At 69.0% G+C, this 16726-nt stretch carries 13 protein-coding genes; 7 read left to right on the top strand and 6 right to left on the bottom strand.

The features are described from left to right. Positions 1 to 188: 188 nt before the first annotated feature. The 3 genes from AC3RJ7_RS10735 to AC3RJ7_RS10725 are packed head-to-tail and all read right to left on the bottom strand — an operon-like array spanning position 189 to position 3486. Positions 189 to 716 carry a GtrA family protein gene (locus AC3RJ7_RS10735; protein ID WP_491455825.1) on the bottom strand — a complete coding sequence of 176 codons (528 nt, stop codon included), beginning with the start codon at positions 714 to 716 and terminating at the stop codon, positions 189 to 191. Continuing rightward, the gene (locus AC3RJ7_RS10730) at positions 713 to 1657 is read right to left on the bottom strand and encodes a glycosyltransferase (RefSeq protein WP_491455824.1); all 945 of its coding nucleotides are present in this window, start codon (positions 1655 to 1657) and stop codon (positions 713 to 715) included. The genes AC3RJ7_RS10735 and AC3RJ7_RS10730 overlap by 4 nt, the downstream gene beginning before the upstream one ends. Further along, on the bottom strand, positions 1654 to 3486 hold the full coding sequence (locus AC3RJ7_RS10725) for a DUF6020 family protein (protein ID WP_491455823.1): 1833 nt from the start codon (positions 3484 to 3486) through the stop codon (positions 1654 to 1656). Before AC3RJ7_RS10725 ends, AC3RJ7_RS10730 begins: the two co-directional genes overlap by 4 nt. On the opposite strand from AC3RJ7_RS10725, the gene AC3RJ7_RS10720 reads away from it, so the two are divergent. Next, a complete protein-coding gene (locus AC3RJ7_RS10720; protein ID WP_491455822.1) occupies positions 3479 to 4945 on the top strand; it encodes an O-methyltransferase in 1467 nt (488 codons plus the stop codon). The two genes, AC3RJ7_RS10725 and AC3RJ7_RS10720, sit on opposite strands and share 8 nt — an antisense overlap. Here AC3RJ7_RS10720 and AC3RJ7_RS10715 read toward each other — a convergent pair. Together AC3RJ7_RS10715 and AC3RJ7_RS10710 are read right to left on the bottom strand one after the other, a co-directional pair. Then, positions 4861 to 5976, bottom strand: coding sequence for an acyltransferase family protein (locus AC3RJ7_RS10715; protein WP_491455821.1), 1116 nt, complete (start codon positions 5974 to 5976; stop codon positions 4861 to 4863). The two genes, AC3RJ7_RS10720 and AC3RJ7_RS10715, sit on opposite strands and share 85 nt — an antisense overlap. Further along, a complete protein-coding gene (locus AC3RJ7_RS10710; RefSeq protein ID WP_491455820.1) occupies positions 5976 to 7559 on the bottom strand; it encodes a glycosyltransferase in 1584 nt (527 codons plus the stop codon). The genes AC3RJ7_RS10715 and AC3RJ7_RS10710 overlap by 1 nt, the downstream gene beginning before the upstream one ends. 146 nt (positions 7560 to 7705) lie before the next feature. Here AC3RJ7_RS10710 and AC3RJ7_RS10705 point away from each other — a divergent pair, with 146 nt between their 5' ends. Further along, positions 7706 to 9547 (top strand): glycosyltransferase family 2 protein, encoded by a 1842-nt coding sequence (locus AC3RJ7_RS10705; protein WP_491455819.1) that lies wholly within the window; start codon positions 7706 to 7708, stop codon positions 9545 to 9547. 49 nt (positions 9548 to 9596) lie between these two features. Here the strand turns inward: AC3RJ7_RS10705 and AC3RJ7_RS10700 are convergent, their stop codons facing one another. After that, entirely contained in the window at positions 9597 to 10892 is a 1296-nt protein-coding gene (locus AC3RJ7_RS10700; protein WP_491455818.1) for a UDP-glucose dehydrogenase family protein, read from the bottom strand. A 60-nt stretch (positions 10893 to 10952) separates the two neighbouring features. Between AC3RJ7_RS10700 and AC3RJ7_RS10695 the strand changes: the two genes are divergently transcribed. The 5 genes from AC3RJ7_RS10695 to AC3RJ7_RS10675 are packed head-to-tail and all read left to right on the top strand — an operon-like array spanning position 10953 to position 16675. After that, on the top strand, positions 10953 to 12389 hold the full coding sequence (locus tag AC3RJ7_RS10695) for an O-antigen ligase family protein (RefSeq protein ID WP_491455817.1): 1437 nt from the start codon (positions 10953 to 10955) through the stop codon (positions 12387 to 12389). Further along, positions 12386 to 13642 (top strand): O-antigen ligase family protein, encoded by a 1257-nt coding sequence (locus tag AC3RJ7_RS10690; protein ID WP_491455816.1) that lies wholly within the window; start codon positions 12386 to 12388, stop codon positions 13640 to 13642. The genes AC3RJ7_RS10695 and AC3RJ7_RS10690 overlap by 4 nt, the downstream gene beginning before the upstream one ends. A 57-nt stretch (positions 13643 to 13699) precedes the next feature. Then, on the top strand, positions 13700 to 14569 hold the full coding sequence (locus AC3RJ7_RS10685) for an ABC transporter permease (RefSeq protein ID WP_491455815.1): 870 nt from the start codon (positions 13700 to 13702) through the stop codon (positions 14567 to 14569). Next, positions 14553 to 15299: an ABC transporter ATP-binding protein gene (locus AC3RJ7_RS10680; RefSeq protein ID WP_491455814.1), complete on the top strand. Its 747-nt coding sequence runs from the start codon at positions 14553 to 14555 to the stop codon at positions 15297 to 15299. Before AC3RJ7_RS10685 ends, AC3RJ7_RS10680 begins: the two co-directional genes overlap by 17 nt. Further along, positions 15296 to 16675, top strand: a complete 1380-nt coding sequence (locus AC3RJ7_RS10675) for an SDR family NAD(P)-dependent oxidoreductase (protein ID WP_491455813.1) — start codon at positions 15296 to 15298, stop codon at positions 16673 to 16675. Before AC3RJ7_RS10680 ends, AC3RJ7_RS10675 begins: the two co-directional genes overlap by 4 nt. Positions 16676 to 16726: the final 51 nt, after the last annotated feature.

The following is a 16726-nucleotide window of genomic DNA, read 5'->3' as shown; positions in this document are numbered from 1 at the left end:
CTTCGAACATCAGGGCGATCGCCGGAGGCTGCCGCGCAGGGTCCGACGCCCGACGGTTCTCTCGTGTCAACCGTCATCGGCTGCTCGGCGAGTCGGCGCCGAGCGGTCGCCGTACGTCATTGCGAATTGGGTACAGGATGCCCGTCCGTCGACGGTTCCGCCAGTGCGCGACGCGGATCGTGCGCGGTTCAGGCGCTCTCGTGCGGCTGCGACCGCGACCGGAAGAGCCAGCGGTAGCCGAGGTAGTTCGACACCATGCCCACCGAGACCGCGCAGACCTTCGCGATCGGGGCCATGACCTCGGTCGGCACGCCAGGGGCCACCGCACCGCCGATCGCCATGACGAGCCAGATCACGAGCGACTGGATGACCAGGCCCGACAGCAGCGTCACCGCCACGAACTGGACGAGGGTGTGACTGTGCTTCCGATCGGAGCGGAACACGAAGGTACGGTTCAGCAGGTAGCTGACGCAGAGCGTGATGACCGTGGAGAGGACGTTCGCGACCAACGCCTGCATCCCGAGGAAGCTCGCGAAGAGCGTGAAGAGCCCGATGTCGAGGAGCGTGTTGAACCCGCCGACGAGGAGGTACCGCAGGATGGAACCGTACCGGTCCCACCATCGCCTCCAACGCGGGTCGGGCGCGGCGTCGTCGGCCCCGCCTCGGCGGGACCCCGACTCCGACTCCTCCGACTCCGAGATCGTCACTCCGTTCACCGGCCGTCTTGGCCGGGGGCCGACCATCGCAGGTACGAGAGCCGTGCGGCCTCCTGTCGAGCGTGGAGGACGCCGTTGAGGATGAGCCCGACGACGAAGGACATCATCGCGATGATCATCAGCGACGACGCAAGGACCGCGGTCGGGAACCGCGCAACGAGGCCCGTCTGCACGAAGTCGACGATCACGGGGATGCCGAAGACGAGCCCGGCGAGCGCGAGGATCGACGCGATCACCCCGTAGAAGAACATCGGTCGCTCGTGCTGGAAGAGATTGCCGATGAGGCCGAGGATGCGGAACCCGTCGTGGTACGTGCGCAGTTTGCTGACGCTGCCGTCGGGCCGGTCGCGGAAGCCGACCTGCACCTCGGTCTGCGGCACTCGGAGGCTCATGGCGTGCACGGTGAGTTCGGTCTCGATCTCGAACTCGCGGGAGAGCGAGGGGAACGACTTCACGAATCGCCGGGAGAAGACGCGATAACCGCTGAGCATGTCGCTCACGGGCTCGCCGAAGAGCGAGCCGACGAGCCGGTTGAAGATGCGGTTGCCGGTCTCGTGGCCCGGACGGTAGGCGGTCGCCTCCGTCTGGGACTGGCGTCGCACGCCGAGGACGTGGTCGAGCGGCCCCTCGCGGAGCGCCTCGATCATCTCCGGCGCGGCCGACGCGTCGTACGTGTCGTCGCCGTCGATCAGCAGGTAGATGTCGGCGTCGAGGTCCGCGAAGGCCCGGCGAACCACGTTGCCCTTGCCCTTGCGACGCTCGGTGCGGACGATCGCGCCCGCCTCGCGAGCGACGCGTGCCGTGTCGTCGGTGGAGTTGTTGTCGTAGACGTAGACGGTGATGCCGGGCACCGCCGCCTTCAGGTCGCCGACGACCCGCCCGACGGCGATCTCCTCGTTGTGACAGGGGACGATCGCGACGATCTGCGGTTCGGCGGTCAACTGCTGGTCTCCGGTTTCGTGAGGGACACCGGCGAGGAGTCCGGTGCGGCGAGTCCTGGTTCGGGGTGATCCGCGTCGACGGCTTCACCTTCGCCGGCGCGCCGAGGCCGTGCCGCCGGCGTCAGCACCATGGCGGCCGCGGCCAGGGGAAGTGCGGCGTAGAAGGGCAGCATATAGCGCTGGATGCTGCCCGGCCCAGCCAGCAGGGTGAGCATGAGCACCGCGTACGGGATGAACACGGCGAGCGAGGTCCAGTTCCGGCGACGGATCACGACCACGGCCGCGATGATCCAGAGCCATGTGATGAAACCCGGCGCAGCAAGGCGGCCGATCACCGGGATCGCGTAGAAACCGTCGTTCTCGGTGCCCAGGAAGTAGTCGTGCGACGGAACGATCCCGCTGGCGATGAGCCACGCGGGAAAGCCGTCGGTCGGCTCTCCGGACGGAATGTCGAGATGGATCTGCCTGACGTCGTTCCCGGAGTACAGAGGAAGGAGTTGGTACGGCGCCGACGCCGGGTCCCAGTATCCGACCGTGTTCGCCAGCGTCGCCTCGATGGCGGTCGCGGGGAAGCGAAGCGCCAGCTCGGCCCATCCGGAGAGCATCGTCGTCGTCGAGTTCGAGTTCCAAGCACCGCGGCCCTCGAGTTTCATCGGGTCCGACAGCTCGGGAACGTAGTGCGTGACCAGTTCGTCGAGCTCGGCACCGTCGAAGGACTCGGTGAGGAACGCACGTTCCTCCGGAGTCAGTGCCGCAGCATCATCCCGTGCGATTCGCGCCAACTGCTGGATCGGCACCGACCAGGTCTCCACCTTCGGCCCGGGCTGGACGTCGAGCGCGGAGTAGATCGGGCCGACGTACAGGACGAAGAGTGCCGCCTGAACGGCGACGACGGCGAGGAGCTTCTTCCAGTGACGCCTCAGCGGGAAGAAGAGGAGCGCGAGACCCAGCATGACCACGTAGATGCCGTTGCTTCGCATTCCGACAGCCATGCTGCCCGCCACCACCAGCGTGACCCACGGCCACCACTTCCGGGCGGCATCGGATCGGAATACCAGCTCCCCGATCGCGACGGCGAAGAACGTGATGCAGGAGGTGAAGGGAACGTCCTTGACCACCACGATGCTGCTCAGCGCGAGCACGTGCGAGAGCGAGAGCCACGCGAACGACGCCAGCCAGATGCGGTGGTCGACGCGCCAGACGGCCATCCGGGTGAGGAGCAGCGTGTACGCGGCCACTTCCACGACGATCTGCGTCGCCGCGCCGAGCACGACGCCGCCGGCATCCCCGAAGCCCAGCGCGGTCCCGAGCCACTGCGTCGCAGCGATCTGCAGGGAGTGGCCGACGGGCTCGTAGGACTCCCACGGGGACGTGCCGCGGGCGTAGGCGTAGCTGCGGAAGGTGTCGGGGACGATGATGCCCGGCCACCACAGAACGAGGACCAGGATGCGGGAGAGCGAGAGGACGGCCGCCACGACGGCGATCGCGATGGCGCGCCGCCGCCGGTCTGCGGCGGTCAGCCGCTCCATGAAGCGTGCGATCGCCGAGGTCGGCCGGGAATCGGCCGGGCCCGGCACGGCGGTCAACCGGTCCACGACGACCATGAGCGCGGCTACCGCACCGGCGGCAGCCCACGCGATGCCGAGCCATTGCATCGACCACCAGACGGGGTTGTGCAGCATCGCGCCCAGCTGATCGAACTCGCGCAACGCGGCGCCGACCACGACCGCCGCCGCGAGGAGCGCTCCGACCGGGACCGCCCAGAGCCAGATCGATGCCTTCGCAGACCGCAGCACCCAGACCCCCGCAGCGGACAGGGCGATGAACACGACGACCGCGGTGAACGAAGCACCCGGTGTCGAGGGCGCGAGCAGCGACCCCGGCGTCGTCGAGCAGAGCGCCGTCGTCGACACCAACGCGCCGACGACCGCGAGACTGATCTTGACCGCTCCGACTCGGGGCGCGCCGTCACCGGTGGTCGCGCCGTCACGCGCCGTCGCGCCGTTACTGGCGGCGTTCATTCGGGTGGTCTCCAATCGGCAACGTGCACGGCGGATGGCAGCGCACCGGAGACCGGGTCATCCGCCGACGACCGTCGGATCAAAGCCATGCTTGACCGCTCCGACGGCGATGACGCCAGGGAATGCGCTCGGGAGTGAACGCACCACCATACTAATTCGTCGAGGTCGCCGGCGGTTTCGCGGCGAAGGCGAGTCCCGGGGTCGACGATATGCTGGCCGCCACAGAGATTGGAGCGCCATGCCCTCGTCTGCCCCCCGTCTCGTCGGCATCGCGGTGATCGGCATCGCATCACTGGCGTGGCTCGGCCTCGTCGTCGCCTCGTGGGCGATGGGGTGGATCGGACTCCCAGAAGCCGTCGCGGGGATCGCGATCTGGGGCATCGGTCTCGTCGTCCTCGTCGGTGCGGTGTACGCTCGCCGCGCCTCCATCCAGGCCCGCCGCGTTCGCGAACAGGTCGACGTCCTGCAACGTCGTGTGACCGAGTCCGAGGCGGCCCACGCTCGAGAGCTCGGCGGTACGGCCGGTGCGATCCGGTCATCGGCCGAATCCCTGGGTCATCTGGAGGCCGCTCTTGCGCAACTCCGGGAAACGGAGCTTCCGGCCCTCAGGGTGGATCTGCGTCGGCACATCACGTCGAGCGGGATCCACGACTACGAACAGGGCGCGGCCTGGGCGGAACTGCGCGAGCTGATCGGGATCACCCACCCGATGCCGTCGCTGCGCGGTTGGGCCGCCTCTCCCGATGTGCTGCGACTGATCGTCGCCGAGATCCTCCGTTCGCGGCCCGCCCTCGTCGTCGAGCTCGGCAGCGGTGCATCCACGGTGTGGCTGGGTGAGGCCCTGGCGAAGGTCGGCGGTCGGCTCGTTTCGATCGAGCACGACGACCGCTTCCTCGCGGCGAGCCGGCGGCTCGTCGAGGAGCACGGGCTCGACGGCGTCGTCGAGGTGCGCCACGCGCCGTTGACGACCGGCGGCGCCGGACTCGATCACGATCTGCCGTGGTACCAGACCGATGCGATGAGCGACCTCGACGACATCGACCTCGTCTTCGTCGACGGACCGCCCGGAAACCTCGGGACGTTCGCGCGCTATCCGGCCATGCCGACGCTCCTGCAGAGGTGTCGGGAGACGGCGGTCTTCTACCTGGACGATGCCGACCGCCCTGAGGAACGGGCGACCGTTCAGCGCTGGCTGACCGAGTTCCCCGAACTCTCGCTGGAATCCGTGGCGACCGAGAAGGGCACGGCCGTCTTGCGTCGGCGCTGACCGTCTCCGCGCCAGCGCCACCAGAAGAGGTCGGTGACGAACCGACTCGACTCGCGCAGCGCCGTCTCCCAGAACTGGAACGACGTCACCCACACCGTGATCGCCGTCGCCACGACCGCTGCAGTCACGTAGACCCAGCCCGGGAGGCTCGGCCAGGTGACCGAGGAGAAGGGTACGACCACGTACTGGTGGAACACGTAGATGGCGAGGCTGACGGTACCGAGCCGCGCGAGCGTTCCCGAGCGCTCCGGCATCAGCAGCAACGCCGCCGCCGAGACCACCACCATGATCGGGATCGGGAGGATCCTGAGCACCATGACGGCCAACGTGCCGTCGTCGACGTTGTCGGCGGTCGCCGTGCCCATGATCCAGCGCGGGTAGAGGTGAGAGGCGACGACGGCCAGCGTGACGAGACCGATCACCGCAGCGGCCCCCCATTTCCACCGCGAGGAGCGCTGCTTGCTCCACGCGAGGACGCGCCACCCGTAGACGTGGCCGATGACGAAGAAGGGGAAGTAGAACAGCGCACGGCTGTGCCCGAGGAGGGCGGGCTGGAGCGGCGACAGCGCCGAGACCATCGCGATGACGATCGAGAGGGCGACCGAGATCCGGGGGAAGCGATCGATCAGCGGAACGGTCAGCAGCCAGAAGGCGAGTGCGACGAGGAACCACAGCGCGAAGAACGGGTAGAGGAGCCGGCCCGGCGCGAACGTGAAGGCCGCTCCGTCCCAGAAGACGAAGCTCGCCTGGATCACGACGTAGATCACGAGCATCTGCAGTGCACGACGGACCGCGGACCCCGCACGTGCCGTCATGCCCGCGAACGCCACGAAGAGCGGCATGTGGAACAGGTAGATGGCCGTGAGCATGAGCTCCTGCGGCTGGCTCTGCCAACCGCGCGGCACATCCCCCACGCCGTTCGGACCGAACTTCTCGAGGAAGTGACCGAACACCACGAGGATGATCAGGACGCCCTTGACGACGTCCAGCTTCGTGTCACGGACCCGCGTCGGGCGAACGGCCCCGCTCATCACGGAGTCGGGGGCGTCCGTCGCACCGACCGGTAGGCCTTCACGGCCGGCCGGCCGACGAGTCTCACCGCGGCCCGCATCCCGCGTCGGAACACCGAGCGGTTCGCGGCGAGCTCCTTGTGCAGGCGCCACTCCGCCTTGGCCACGCGCTCGGTGAGCTCGTTGACGCGCGCGTCCTCCATGATCACCTTCGCGTCGAGGTCGACCTCACGGAGGTCGAGCAGTTCGGCCTCCTCGGCCGACCCCCACTCGAATCCCCAGACCTGCTCGATGCGGTCCTCGAGGTCGTGCTCCGGGTCGACGTACGCACGCGCACGGGCGACCGCTGCGGAATCCCAGATCGTGACGGACTCGTCCTTCCCGTGTCCGGGTGTGAAGAAACGGACCGCACCGAGCCGGTTCGAGTCGATGTGACGGTACATCCGGCGCAGGCTGTCCGACGAGAGCCCCGCGGTGACCGGGAGGTCGAGGCGGAACGGCGCCGGGAAGACCGTCGCCGGCACCTCCTCGACGAACTTCACGCGACCGTCGGAACGGAACCACTCCTGGACCAGGTAGAGCTCGTTCATCGGATCGGCCAGCACCCGCCGACGGCCGTCGTGCAGTTCGGACCACGGGCCGACGAGCGCGACGTGCACGTCGGTGAGGGTCGAGGCGAGCACGCGGTCGACGCAGTTGCGCGCGAACTTCGCCGTCTCGGGCGTCACCTCGACGACGACCTGCACGAGCGGGACCTCCCACACGCGGTTCTCGGCTCGTCGGCGGTAGCGCGGGATCGGCATGCGCTGGGCGAAGTGGACGTCGTTGTGCCAGGCGACCTTGACCGCGTGGTCCTGGACGGTGCCGCGACCGAGGTGCCAGGTGCGCGCGTCGTTCACGGGGATGAACACACCGCCGGCCTGCCAGATCTGGTAGGCGATCTCGGTGTCCTCGCCGAGGTGGAGGCGCGTGTCCTGGCCGAACGTGCGGTCGTAGACTGCGCGGGTCACGGTCGCGCAGGCCCCCATGTGCGTCGAGTAGTTCCGACCGTCGGAGTTGTTGAGGTCATCGGTCTGCCGGAAGATCTCGATCGACCAGTGCTCGTGCAACGTCGTCGGGTCGTAGTCGTCGCCGATCGTGCCGTCGAGCACCTTCTGGTACACGGTCTCGGGGGTGTAGTCCCACGTCTCGATGAATCCCTTGTGCCCGATCGTGGCCGCCTCGGGGATGAAGTGCGCCCACTTCGCGTGCTGGGTGACGTTGTCGCGGAAGAGGATCATGTCGGCGTCGACCCAGTAGATGATGTCGCCCTTGGTCGCCTTGATGCCGATGTCGGTGGCGTTCGAACGCCCCCAGCCCTCCTCCACGCGGATCAGCTGCAGGTTCTTCGGAACCACCGGGCCGAGCTCGACGGCCGGCTCGCTCCCGTCGTCGACGACGACGACGTCGAGGAGGTCCTCGGGGTAGTCCTGCGCGGCGAGGGACGCGAGGGTGAGCGGAAGCGTCGCGCTGTTGTACGAGGCGATGACGACCGAGACCGACATGGTCGGCACCCACCCGCTCGGGAGCTCGCCGTCGAAGACGTCACGCCAGCGGTTCTTCACGACAGGAACTGTTGCGGACGGCGTAGGCAGGAGAATCTCGGGCACCGAGCGATTATACAATCTTGAGGGCACGCGCCCGTTTCGGCGGAGTGTCATCGAACGTCCCGAGCCGGGTGCCGACGCACCCGTGAGAGGTTGCACACACCGTGTCGAAGATCCGTCGCGCACTCGGTCGCTTCAAGCGGCACTCGGTCAAGGTGGCCGACCAGTCGCAGTGGACGGGAGCGAGTTACGTCGAAGACGCGGCGAGCGCGCAACGCCTCGTCGAGACCGACCCCGGCGCGGCGCCCAAGGTGAAGCTGCGGGTCCCGGACGCGTCCGCGTTGCGGCTCCTCGCCCTGCCGGCCGACCCGATGGTCCACACTCGCGACCTCCGCCTGCGCATCGATCACTGGGAGGCTCCGCTCCCCCACTGGCGCGGGCGCCCCGGACACATCCGGCACCTCGCGAAGATCTCGCTCGTGTACCGACCGAAGCAGCAGACGGCCGAAGCCCACGTCCGCCTCCACGAGCCGGTCGCGCTCGCCGACCTCGCCGCGGCACTGCTCCCGGCGTTCGTCCCCGGCTACGCGATGACCGGTGCTGGATTCCCCCTCGTCGCCGTCGACGCCTCCGCCCCCTCCGACGTCCTGGCGACGATCCCGACCCGCGCACCGCGGCGACTCATCGACTTCCCTCGCGCACTCGAGGGCGTGGGCCTGCAGAACGCCGACGTGCTGATCGTGGGCGAGACGCTCGGCGACGAGGAGCGGGCAGCGACTGAGCGGCTCACGATGACCGGCGCCGGGCACTTCACCGTCGAAGCGGCGCCCTCGGCGATCATCGACCTCCAGGTGCACAATCCGATCGGCAGGTTCCAGTCCTTCGACCCGTCGCCGTCGCCGCACGAACTCGTCGGCACCGACGGGGCCGACCTCGTCGTGCGCCGGCTCGAACCCGACGGGACCGTGGTCGACGAACTGCGGTTCGATCCGGCGCAGCCCCTCGCCGCCTCGCACGTGCGTGCGCTCCGCGGGGTCGAGAGCCTCGCCCTCGACTCGCTCGTCGGGCCGGTCGACTCCGAGCTCGCCGCTCGTCTGGCCGAGATCTCGGCGACCGGCGTGATCGGACACGGGCTCCCCGCATCGAGCGAGATCGCTCCGAACCTCGCCCCCGAGCTCGTCGACCTGCTGCGCAAGCCCTACCGGCAGTCGATGGGGCTCGAGCGGGAGAAGCGCTCGGTCGCCCTCCGCCGGGCGGCGATGCATCACCACGCCGGGTTCCTCGGCCTCGCCGGCGCCACGACGGCGCGCACGGGCCACCGGCTGCTCCCGCGGGTGAGCGTCATCCTCTCGAGCATGCGGCCCGACCGCATTCCGGCGGTGCTGCAGCAGATGGCGCGCCAGACCTACCCGAACTTCGAAGTGATCGCCGTGATGCACGGCGTCGAGTCACCCGACCTGACGGCGCTCACCGACGAGCTCGACGGGCTCGACCACCGCATCGTGCCCGTCGACTCGACGCTGCTCTTCGGAGCAGCGCTCGCGGAAGGCGTGCGGCACTCCGACGGCGACCTGATCACCAAGCTCGACGACGACGACTGGTACAGCGAGCACCACATCTGGGACCTGGTGCTCGCATATCTCTACTCGGGCGCCGACCTCGTCGGCAAGACCACCGAGTACCTCTACTTCGAGGGCATCGACCACACCGTGCATCGCACGTTCTCGGTCGAGCGGTACCACCAGCAGGCCGCCGGCGGCGCGATGATGCTGTCCCGCGCGACGTTCGACGGCCTCGGCGGATGGCGCCCCACGCCGAACTCGACCGACCGGTCGGTGCTCATCCGCCTGGCCGACGAAGGCGGCGTCGCGTACCGCACGCACGGGCTCGGCTACATGTACATCCGGCACTCCGACTCGCACACGTGGGTGCGGTCCGAGTCCCAGTTGCTCAACGGCTCGTTCGAGCAGTGGCGGGGAATGCGACTGCCCGAGACCGACGCCTGAGGCGCCGGGGCCGCGCCGGTGCCCGATCGGACACCGGCGGGCCGCGGGGTCAGCTCCGGCCGAGCCCGCGGTACTCGAAGCCGGCGGCCTTCCAGGTCGCCGAATCCAGCACGTTCCGCCCGTCGATGATGCGCGGCGTCGCCATGAGGCCCGCGACCGCAGCCGCATCGAGCGAGCGGTACTCGCCCCATTCGGTCACGAGCACAGCCAGTTCGGCGTCGCGCAGCGCGTCGCCGGCGTCGGTGACGTAGTCGAGCTGCGGATGCCTCGCCCGCGAGTTCTCGATGCCGTACGGGTCGGTCGCGATCACTTCGGCGCCGAGGCCGTGCAGGCGGGCCGCCACGTCGAGCGCCGGCGAGTCGCGGATGTCGTCGGAGTCGGGCTTGAACGTGAGGCCGAGCACGGCGATGCGCTTCTGGAAGACCGAACCCCCGAGCATCTCGACGGCGAGGTCGATGACCCGCTCGCGTCGGCGGAGGTTGATCGCGTCGACCTGACGGAGGAACGCGACCGACTCGGCACGACCGAGTTCTTCGGCGCGGGCCGTGAACGCGCGGATGTCCTTGGGCAGGCAGCCGCCGCCGAAGCCGATCCCGGCGTTGAGGAACCGGCGGCCGATGCGGGCGTCGTGGCCGATCGCGTCGGCGAGCGTCGTGACGTCGGCACCGGTCACCTCGGCGATCTCGGCCATCGCGTTGATGAAGCTGATCTTCGTCGCGAGGAAGGCGTTCGCGGCGGTCTTCACGAGTTCGGCCGTGGCGAGGTCGGTGACGATGCGCGGGGTGCCCGCGTCGATCGCGACCCGATACACGTCGTCGAGCAGCTCGGCATGCGCCTCGTCGGTGACGCCGTACACGATGCGGTCGGGCGTCAGCGTGTCGGCGACCGCGAAGCCCTCGCGCAGGAACTCGGGGTTCCAGGCGAGCCCGGCGCCCGTGTCGGCGATGCGCTCGGCGAGCGCGGCCGCCGTGCCGACCGGCACGGTGCTCTTGCCCGCGACGAGGGCGCCCGGCGCGAGGACCGGCCGGAGGGCGTCGATGGCCCCGTGGACGAATCGCAGGTCGGCGCCGTCGGCGTCGGCGAGCTGCGGCGTGCCCACGGCGAGGAAGTGCACCTGCGCGTCGGCGGCCTCGGAGATGTCGGTGGTGAAGCGGAGCCGGCCGCTCTCGACCCCCTCGACGAGGAGCTCGGGAAGCCCGGGCTCGTGGAACGGCGCCTCACCGGCGGCGAGCTTCTCGATCTTCGATCGGTCGGTGTCGACGCCGATCACCTCATGCCCGAGCTTGGCCATTGCGGCGGCATGCACCGCTCCGAGATAGCCGCAGCCGATCACCGAGAGCTTCACGTTTCTCCTTCAGGTCAATCCAGTCCATTCTGCGCTATTCGGCCGGGTAGCCTTGACCCCATGACTCCCGGACGTCGAGACGCGCTCACCGGCGCGTACGCGACGTTCGCGCTCTTCACCCTGCTCGCGGGCCAGTTCTGGCGCAATCTGCTGGGCTGGTGGGGCTTCGGCATCGTCGCGGGGCTCGTCATCGTCGGCGCGGTCTGGCTGATCGTCGCCGTCAAGCCCGCCTGGAACTGGCGTCGGGTGCCGAAGTCGACGCTCGTCTTCCTCGTCATCGCGACGGCGTCCATCGCCTGGTCGTTCTACCCGGGCGCCTCGGCGCTCGGGGTTGCGCTCACGCTCGTGACGAGCTTCGTCGGCGTCGCGCTGGCCCTGTGCCTCGCCTGGCCGCGGCTGGTCCGGGCGCTCGCCGCCGCGCTCAAGTGGGTGCTCGCCCTCTCGCTGCTCTTCGAGCTCTGGGTCGCCGTCGTCGTCCGCGAGCCGCTGCTGCCCAACTTCCCCGATTTCGACGCGAGCGCCGAGAAGCTTCCCATGGCGTTCTACTGGTCGCGCGCCCTCCTGTTCCACGGCGGCCCGATCGAGGGCGTCGTGGCGAGCCGCAACCTCCTGGCGATGACCGCGCTGCTCGCGCTCATCGTCTTCGGCACGATGGTCGCATCGGGCGCCATGCGCCGCGCGAGCGGCGTGTTCTGGCTCGTCGTCGCCGGTGCCGCCTTCGCGCTCACGCGGTCGGCCACCGTCATCCTCGTCGCCGTCGTCGTCGCCGTCGCACTCGGATTCGCCCTCTGGACCCGCCGGGTGGGACCCGATCGCCGTCGCGGCGTCTACTGGACCGCCGGCGGCGTGCTCGTGGCATCCGTCGCGCTGCTCGTCGTCTTCTGGGACCGCCTGCTCGCCGTGTTCGGCAAGGGCGAGGACCTGACCGGTCGTCTCGACATCTGGAGCTCCGTGGTCGGCATGATCTCGGAGCGGCCGTGGTTCGGCTGGGGCTGGGTCGGCTACTGGAACCCCTTCGTCGAGCCGTTCGACGACCTGGCCGTCCGCAAGGGCGTCGTCTACCTGCAGGCGCACAATGCCTGGCTCGATGTCTGGATGCAGATCGGCATCGTGGGGCTGCTGGCCTTCGCGGCCATCGTGGTCGGCGCCCTCTGGCGCTCGTGGTTCCTCGCCGTCGACCGGCCGATGGATGCCTCGGGGCGAGCGATCCCGTACTCCCCCGCCGCGCTCCTGCCGTTGCTCGTCGTCGTCGCCCTGATCGGCCAGAGCCTCGCCGAGAGCCGCCTGCTCGTCGAGAGCGGGTGGGCGCTCCTGCTCGCGATCGCGTGGGCGACGAAGCGGCGCCAGTGGGAGCCCGAGCCGCTCGTCGCCGGGTTCGACCGGCGGCGGCTGCCGGCGGGTCGGGGCTTCGAGACGTCGCTGCGCTCCCCCTCGACCACCTCGAACGAGGCGTCGCCTCCCGCATCCTCGATCCGCTCGGCGGAGGACGGCGCTTGAACTGGGGCGCGGTTCGCGAGTTCGTGGGCTCGGCGCGCTTCGCCCAGGCGCTCTCGCTCATCGCGATCGGCCTCGCGTTCACCGCGCACGCGGTGCGATCGCTCATCGGCTGGCCCGGCATGCTCGCCGCGCTCGGCGGCCTGCTCGTGCTCTGCGCCGCGTCGCTCGTCACGAGGTGGCGGGCGATCGAGTGGTACGGCATCCTCCCGCTCACGATCCTCGTGTTCGTCGGCTGGAGCGCGGCTTCGGTGCTCTGGAGCAACACCCCGCTGGTCTCGACGGTCAGGGTGGCCTACCTCGTCGCGTACGCGGTGCTCGGCATCTACATCGCGCTCATGCGCGACACGATCCAGATCGTGCGCGCCTTCGGCGACACCTTCCGGCTGCTGCTCGGCGTCTCCCTCGCGCTCGAGGTGTTCGCCGGAGTCCTCATCGACTCGCCCATCCGGTTCCTCGGCATCGAGGGGAACATCGCGCTCCTCGGCCCGATCCAGGGCATCTTCGGTTCGCGCAACATGCTCGGGTTCGTCGCGCTCATCGCCCTCATCACCTTCATCGTGGAGTGGCGCACGCACATCGTCACCCGCACCCGCACGATCTTCTCGGCCGCGCTCGCGCTCGCCTGCATCGTGCTGGCCGGCTCACCGACGACGTGGATCGCGCTCGGTGCGGCGCTCGTCGCGCTGGCGGCGCTCTACGGGCTGCGTCGCGTTCCCGAAGCGAATCGCTGGCGCTGGCAGCTGGGGCTGCTCGTCCTCGTGGCCGCAGCGCTCGTGACCGGGTGGATCCTGCGCATCCGGATCATCGAGCTCCTCGACGCCCGTGCCGAGTTCGACGTGCGGCTCGACCTCTGGCGGGAGCTCTCGCGCTACCTCAGCCTGAACCCCCTCCAGGGCTGGGGATGGGTCGGCAAGTGGCCCGACGCGCCGCCGTACACCTGGCTCGAGGCGGGCGTCGGCCGGCCCCACGAATCGGCGCTCAACGCCTATCTTGACGCCTACTTCCAGATCGGCGTGATCGGGGCGCTCGCGTTCGCCGCCCTCATCGGCGTCGCCCTCGTACGATCGTGGCTGCTCGCGTCGAACCGTCGCAGCGTCGTGTACCTGTGGCCCGCGCTCGTGCTCGTGGCGATCACCGCGACGAGCGCCGCTGAGAGCTTCGCGCTCTACGAGGGCGGCTGGATGCTCGTCGTCATCTGCGCCGTCAAGGCGGCGAGAGACATGAGCTGGCGCGACGCGTTGAAGCGAAACTGAACAACCGCTGCGAGCCGACGGCATTCTCACGGTCTCGGGACGAATAGAATCGTCGGGATGTCCAAGCCCGATTCCGTCGATCTCTCGGCGTTCGCCGTACCCGGTACAGGGCGCGGCATCCTCGATGTCTTCGGCTACCGATACCTCCTCCGCCTGCTGGTGCGCAAGGGAATCCTGACGCGCTACCACGGTTCCGTGCTCGGCTGGGCGTGGTCGTACGTCAAGCCGGCGGCCCAGTTCCTCATCTACTACATGGTCATGGGCGTGTTCCTCGGCCTCAACCGGGGCATCGAGGGCTTCCCCGTCTACCTCTTCTCGGGCATCGTCGTGGTCAACCTCTTCAACGAGGCGTTCGGCAATGCGACGAAGTCGATCGTCAACAACAAGGCGCTCGTCAAGAAGATCTACCTGCCGCGCGAGCTCTTCCCGATCGCCGACGTCTTCATCGCCTTCGTGCACTTCCTGCCGCAGCTGACGATCCTGCTCGTCGTGTGCCTCTTCACCGGCTGGGTCCCCACGGTGGTGCAGCTGGCCGGTGCCCTGCTCGCGATCGCCATCGTGCTGCTGCTCGCGACCGGTCTCGGCCTGCTGTTCGGGTCCGTCAACGTGTCCTACCGCGACTCGCAGAACCTCGTCGATCTCATCCTCATGTTCGCGACGTACACCTCGCCGGTGCTCTACTCGTACGCGATGGTCCAGGACAAGCTCGAGCCGTGGGCGTACGACCTCTACATGCTCAACCCGCTGACGTCCGCGGTCGAGCTCTTCCACTCGGCGTTCTGGTACCCGACGACGTCGGAGACCGCCGCCCGGCCCGAGCATCTCTGGCTGCTCGCCGGCATCTCGATGGTCGTCGCACTCGTCACGCTGCTCATCGGACAGCTCGTCTTCCGCCGGCTGGAGGGTCGCTTTGCTCAAGAACTCTGAGGACGAGCTGCCCCGCATCATCGTCGAGAACGTCCAGAAGACGTACACGCTGCGACACACGCACTCCTTCAAGGAGACGCTCGTCGCCCGCGCCAGGAAGCGGCGCACGTCGACCTCGTTCAACGCGATCAACGACGTCAGCATCACGGTCGGCGAGGGCGAGGCGATCGCGCTCATCGGCTACAACGGCTCGGGCAAGTCGACGCTGCTGAAGCTCGTCTCGGGGGTGCTCCGGCCCGACGCCGGCCGCATCCTGACGCGTGGTCGCGTCGCCGGGCTCATCGAGGTCGGCGCCGGATTCCACCCCGACCTCTCGGGCCGCGAGAACGTCTACCTCAATGCCGCCATCCTCGGCATGTCGAAGGAGGAGATCGACGCCCGATTCGACGACATCCTCGCGTTCAGCGAGATCGGCGAGTTCATCGACACGGAGGTGAAGCACTACTCCTCCGGCATGTTCGTCCGGCTCGCGTTCTCGGTGGCGATCCACACCGAGCTCGACATCCTGCTCGTCGACGAGGTGCTCGCCGTCGGCGACGCCCCGTTCCGTGAGAAGTGCAACGCGAAGATCCGCGAGCTCGTGGCCGAGGGCAAGACGCTCTTCATCGTGACCCACGACCTGGCGATGGCGGCCAAGATCTGCAATCGCGGCATCGTGCTGCGTCACGGCGAACTCATCTTCGACGGCGAGATGCCCGAGGCGATCGCCGCGCTCAAGGCCTCTCGATGACCGCCACCACGTACGCCGTCGTGCTCGCCGGCGGCATCGGCGAGCGCGTGGGACTCGGCACGCCGAAGCAGCTCATCCGCATCGCCGGCAAGGCGATCGTCGAGCACACGCTCGAGGCGCTCGAGGCGAGCCCGCTCATCGACGAGGTGTTCGTCATGATGAACGCCGCATCGATCCACGAGCTCGACCGGCTGCGATCCGATCCCCGGTTCACGAAGCTCACCGCCGTGCTGCCCGGCGGCGAGACCCGCAACGACACCACGAGGCTCGCGCTCGACGCGCTCCCGGCCGACGGCGACCCGAAGGTGCTCTTCCACGACGCCGTGCGCCCGTTCGTCGACGACCGCATCATCGAGGACTGCGTCACCGCGCTCGACGAGTACGACGCGGTCGACACCGCGATTCCGTCGGCCGACACGATCATCGAGGTCGACGACCGCTCGATCATCACGGGCATCCCGCCGCGGGCACGGCTGCGCCGCGGGCAGACTCCGCAGGCCTTCCGCCTGTCGGTCATCCGCAGGGCGTACGAACTCGCCGCCGGCGATCCGTCCTTCGCGGCGACGGACGACTGCGGCGTCATCTTCAAGTACCTCCCAGAGGTGCCGATCAAGGTCGTGGCCGGCACGCCCGAGAACATGAAGATCACCGAGCCCCTCGACATCCACATCGCCGACAAGATCTTCCAGCTGCAGACCACCCCCCTCGCCGCCCGCAGCGACGCCGAGCTCGATCTCGCGGGCAAGTCGATCGTCGTGTTCGGCGGCAGCTACGGCATCGGGGCGAGCATCGCCGAACAGGCGGAGGCGGCCGGAGCGCGAGTGCACGCGTTCAGCCGCTCGGCCACCGGAACGGACGTCACGTCGCGCAAGCAGGTTCGCCGTGCCCTCGCGACAGCGGCCGCCGAGGGCCCCGTGGACTTCGTCGTGGTCACCGCCGGCGTGCTCGCGATCGCGAACCTCACCGACACCCCGAAGAAGCGACTGCGTTCCACGCTCGAGACGAACCTCCTGGCCCCCGCCACCATCGCGCAGGAGGCCTACCCGCACCTCGAGGCGTCGAACGGCCAGCTCCTGCTCTTCACGTCGAGCTCGTACACGCGGGGTCGCGCCGGCTACAGCATGTACTCGGCGACGAAGGCGGGCGTCGTCAACCTCACGCAGGCACTCGCCGACGAGTGGGCCGAGGCGGGCGTGCGCGTGAACTGCCTCAACCCGCAGCGCACACGTACTCCGATGCGCACCAAGGCCTTCGGTGAAGAGCCGACGCACACCCTCCTCGACCCCGACCACGTGGCCGCGGTCGCGCTGCGCGTGCTCGACTCCGAGCTCACCGGCCAGGTCGTCGACGTGCAGGTCGCCTCGGCGAAGCGCTGAGTCGGCGGGAGTCTCGATCCGCGCTTTCCGCTCCGCATCGCGCTCCCGCGC

It is taken from the genome of Agromyces solani (assembly GCF_058349925.1).
Note: the sequence above shows the minus strand (reverse complement) of the source record. Positions and strands in the feature narration are given on the sequence as shown.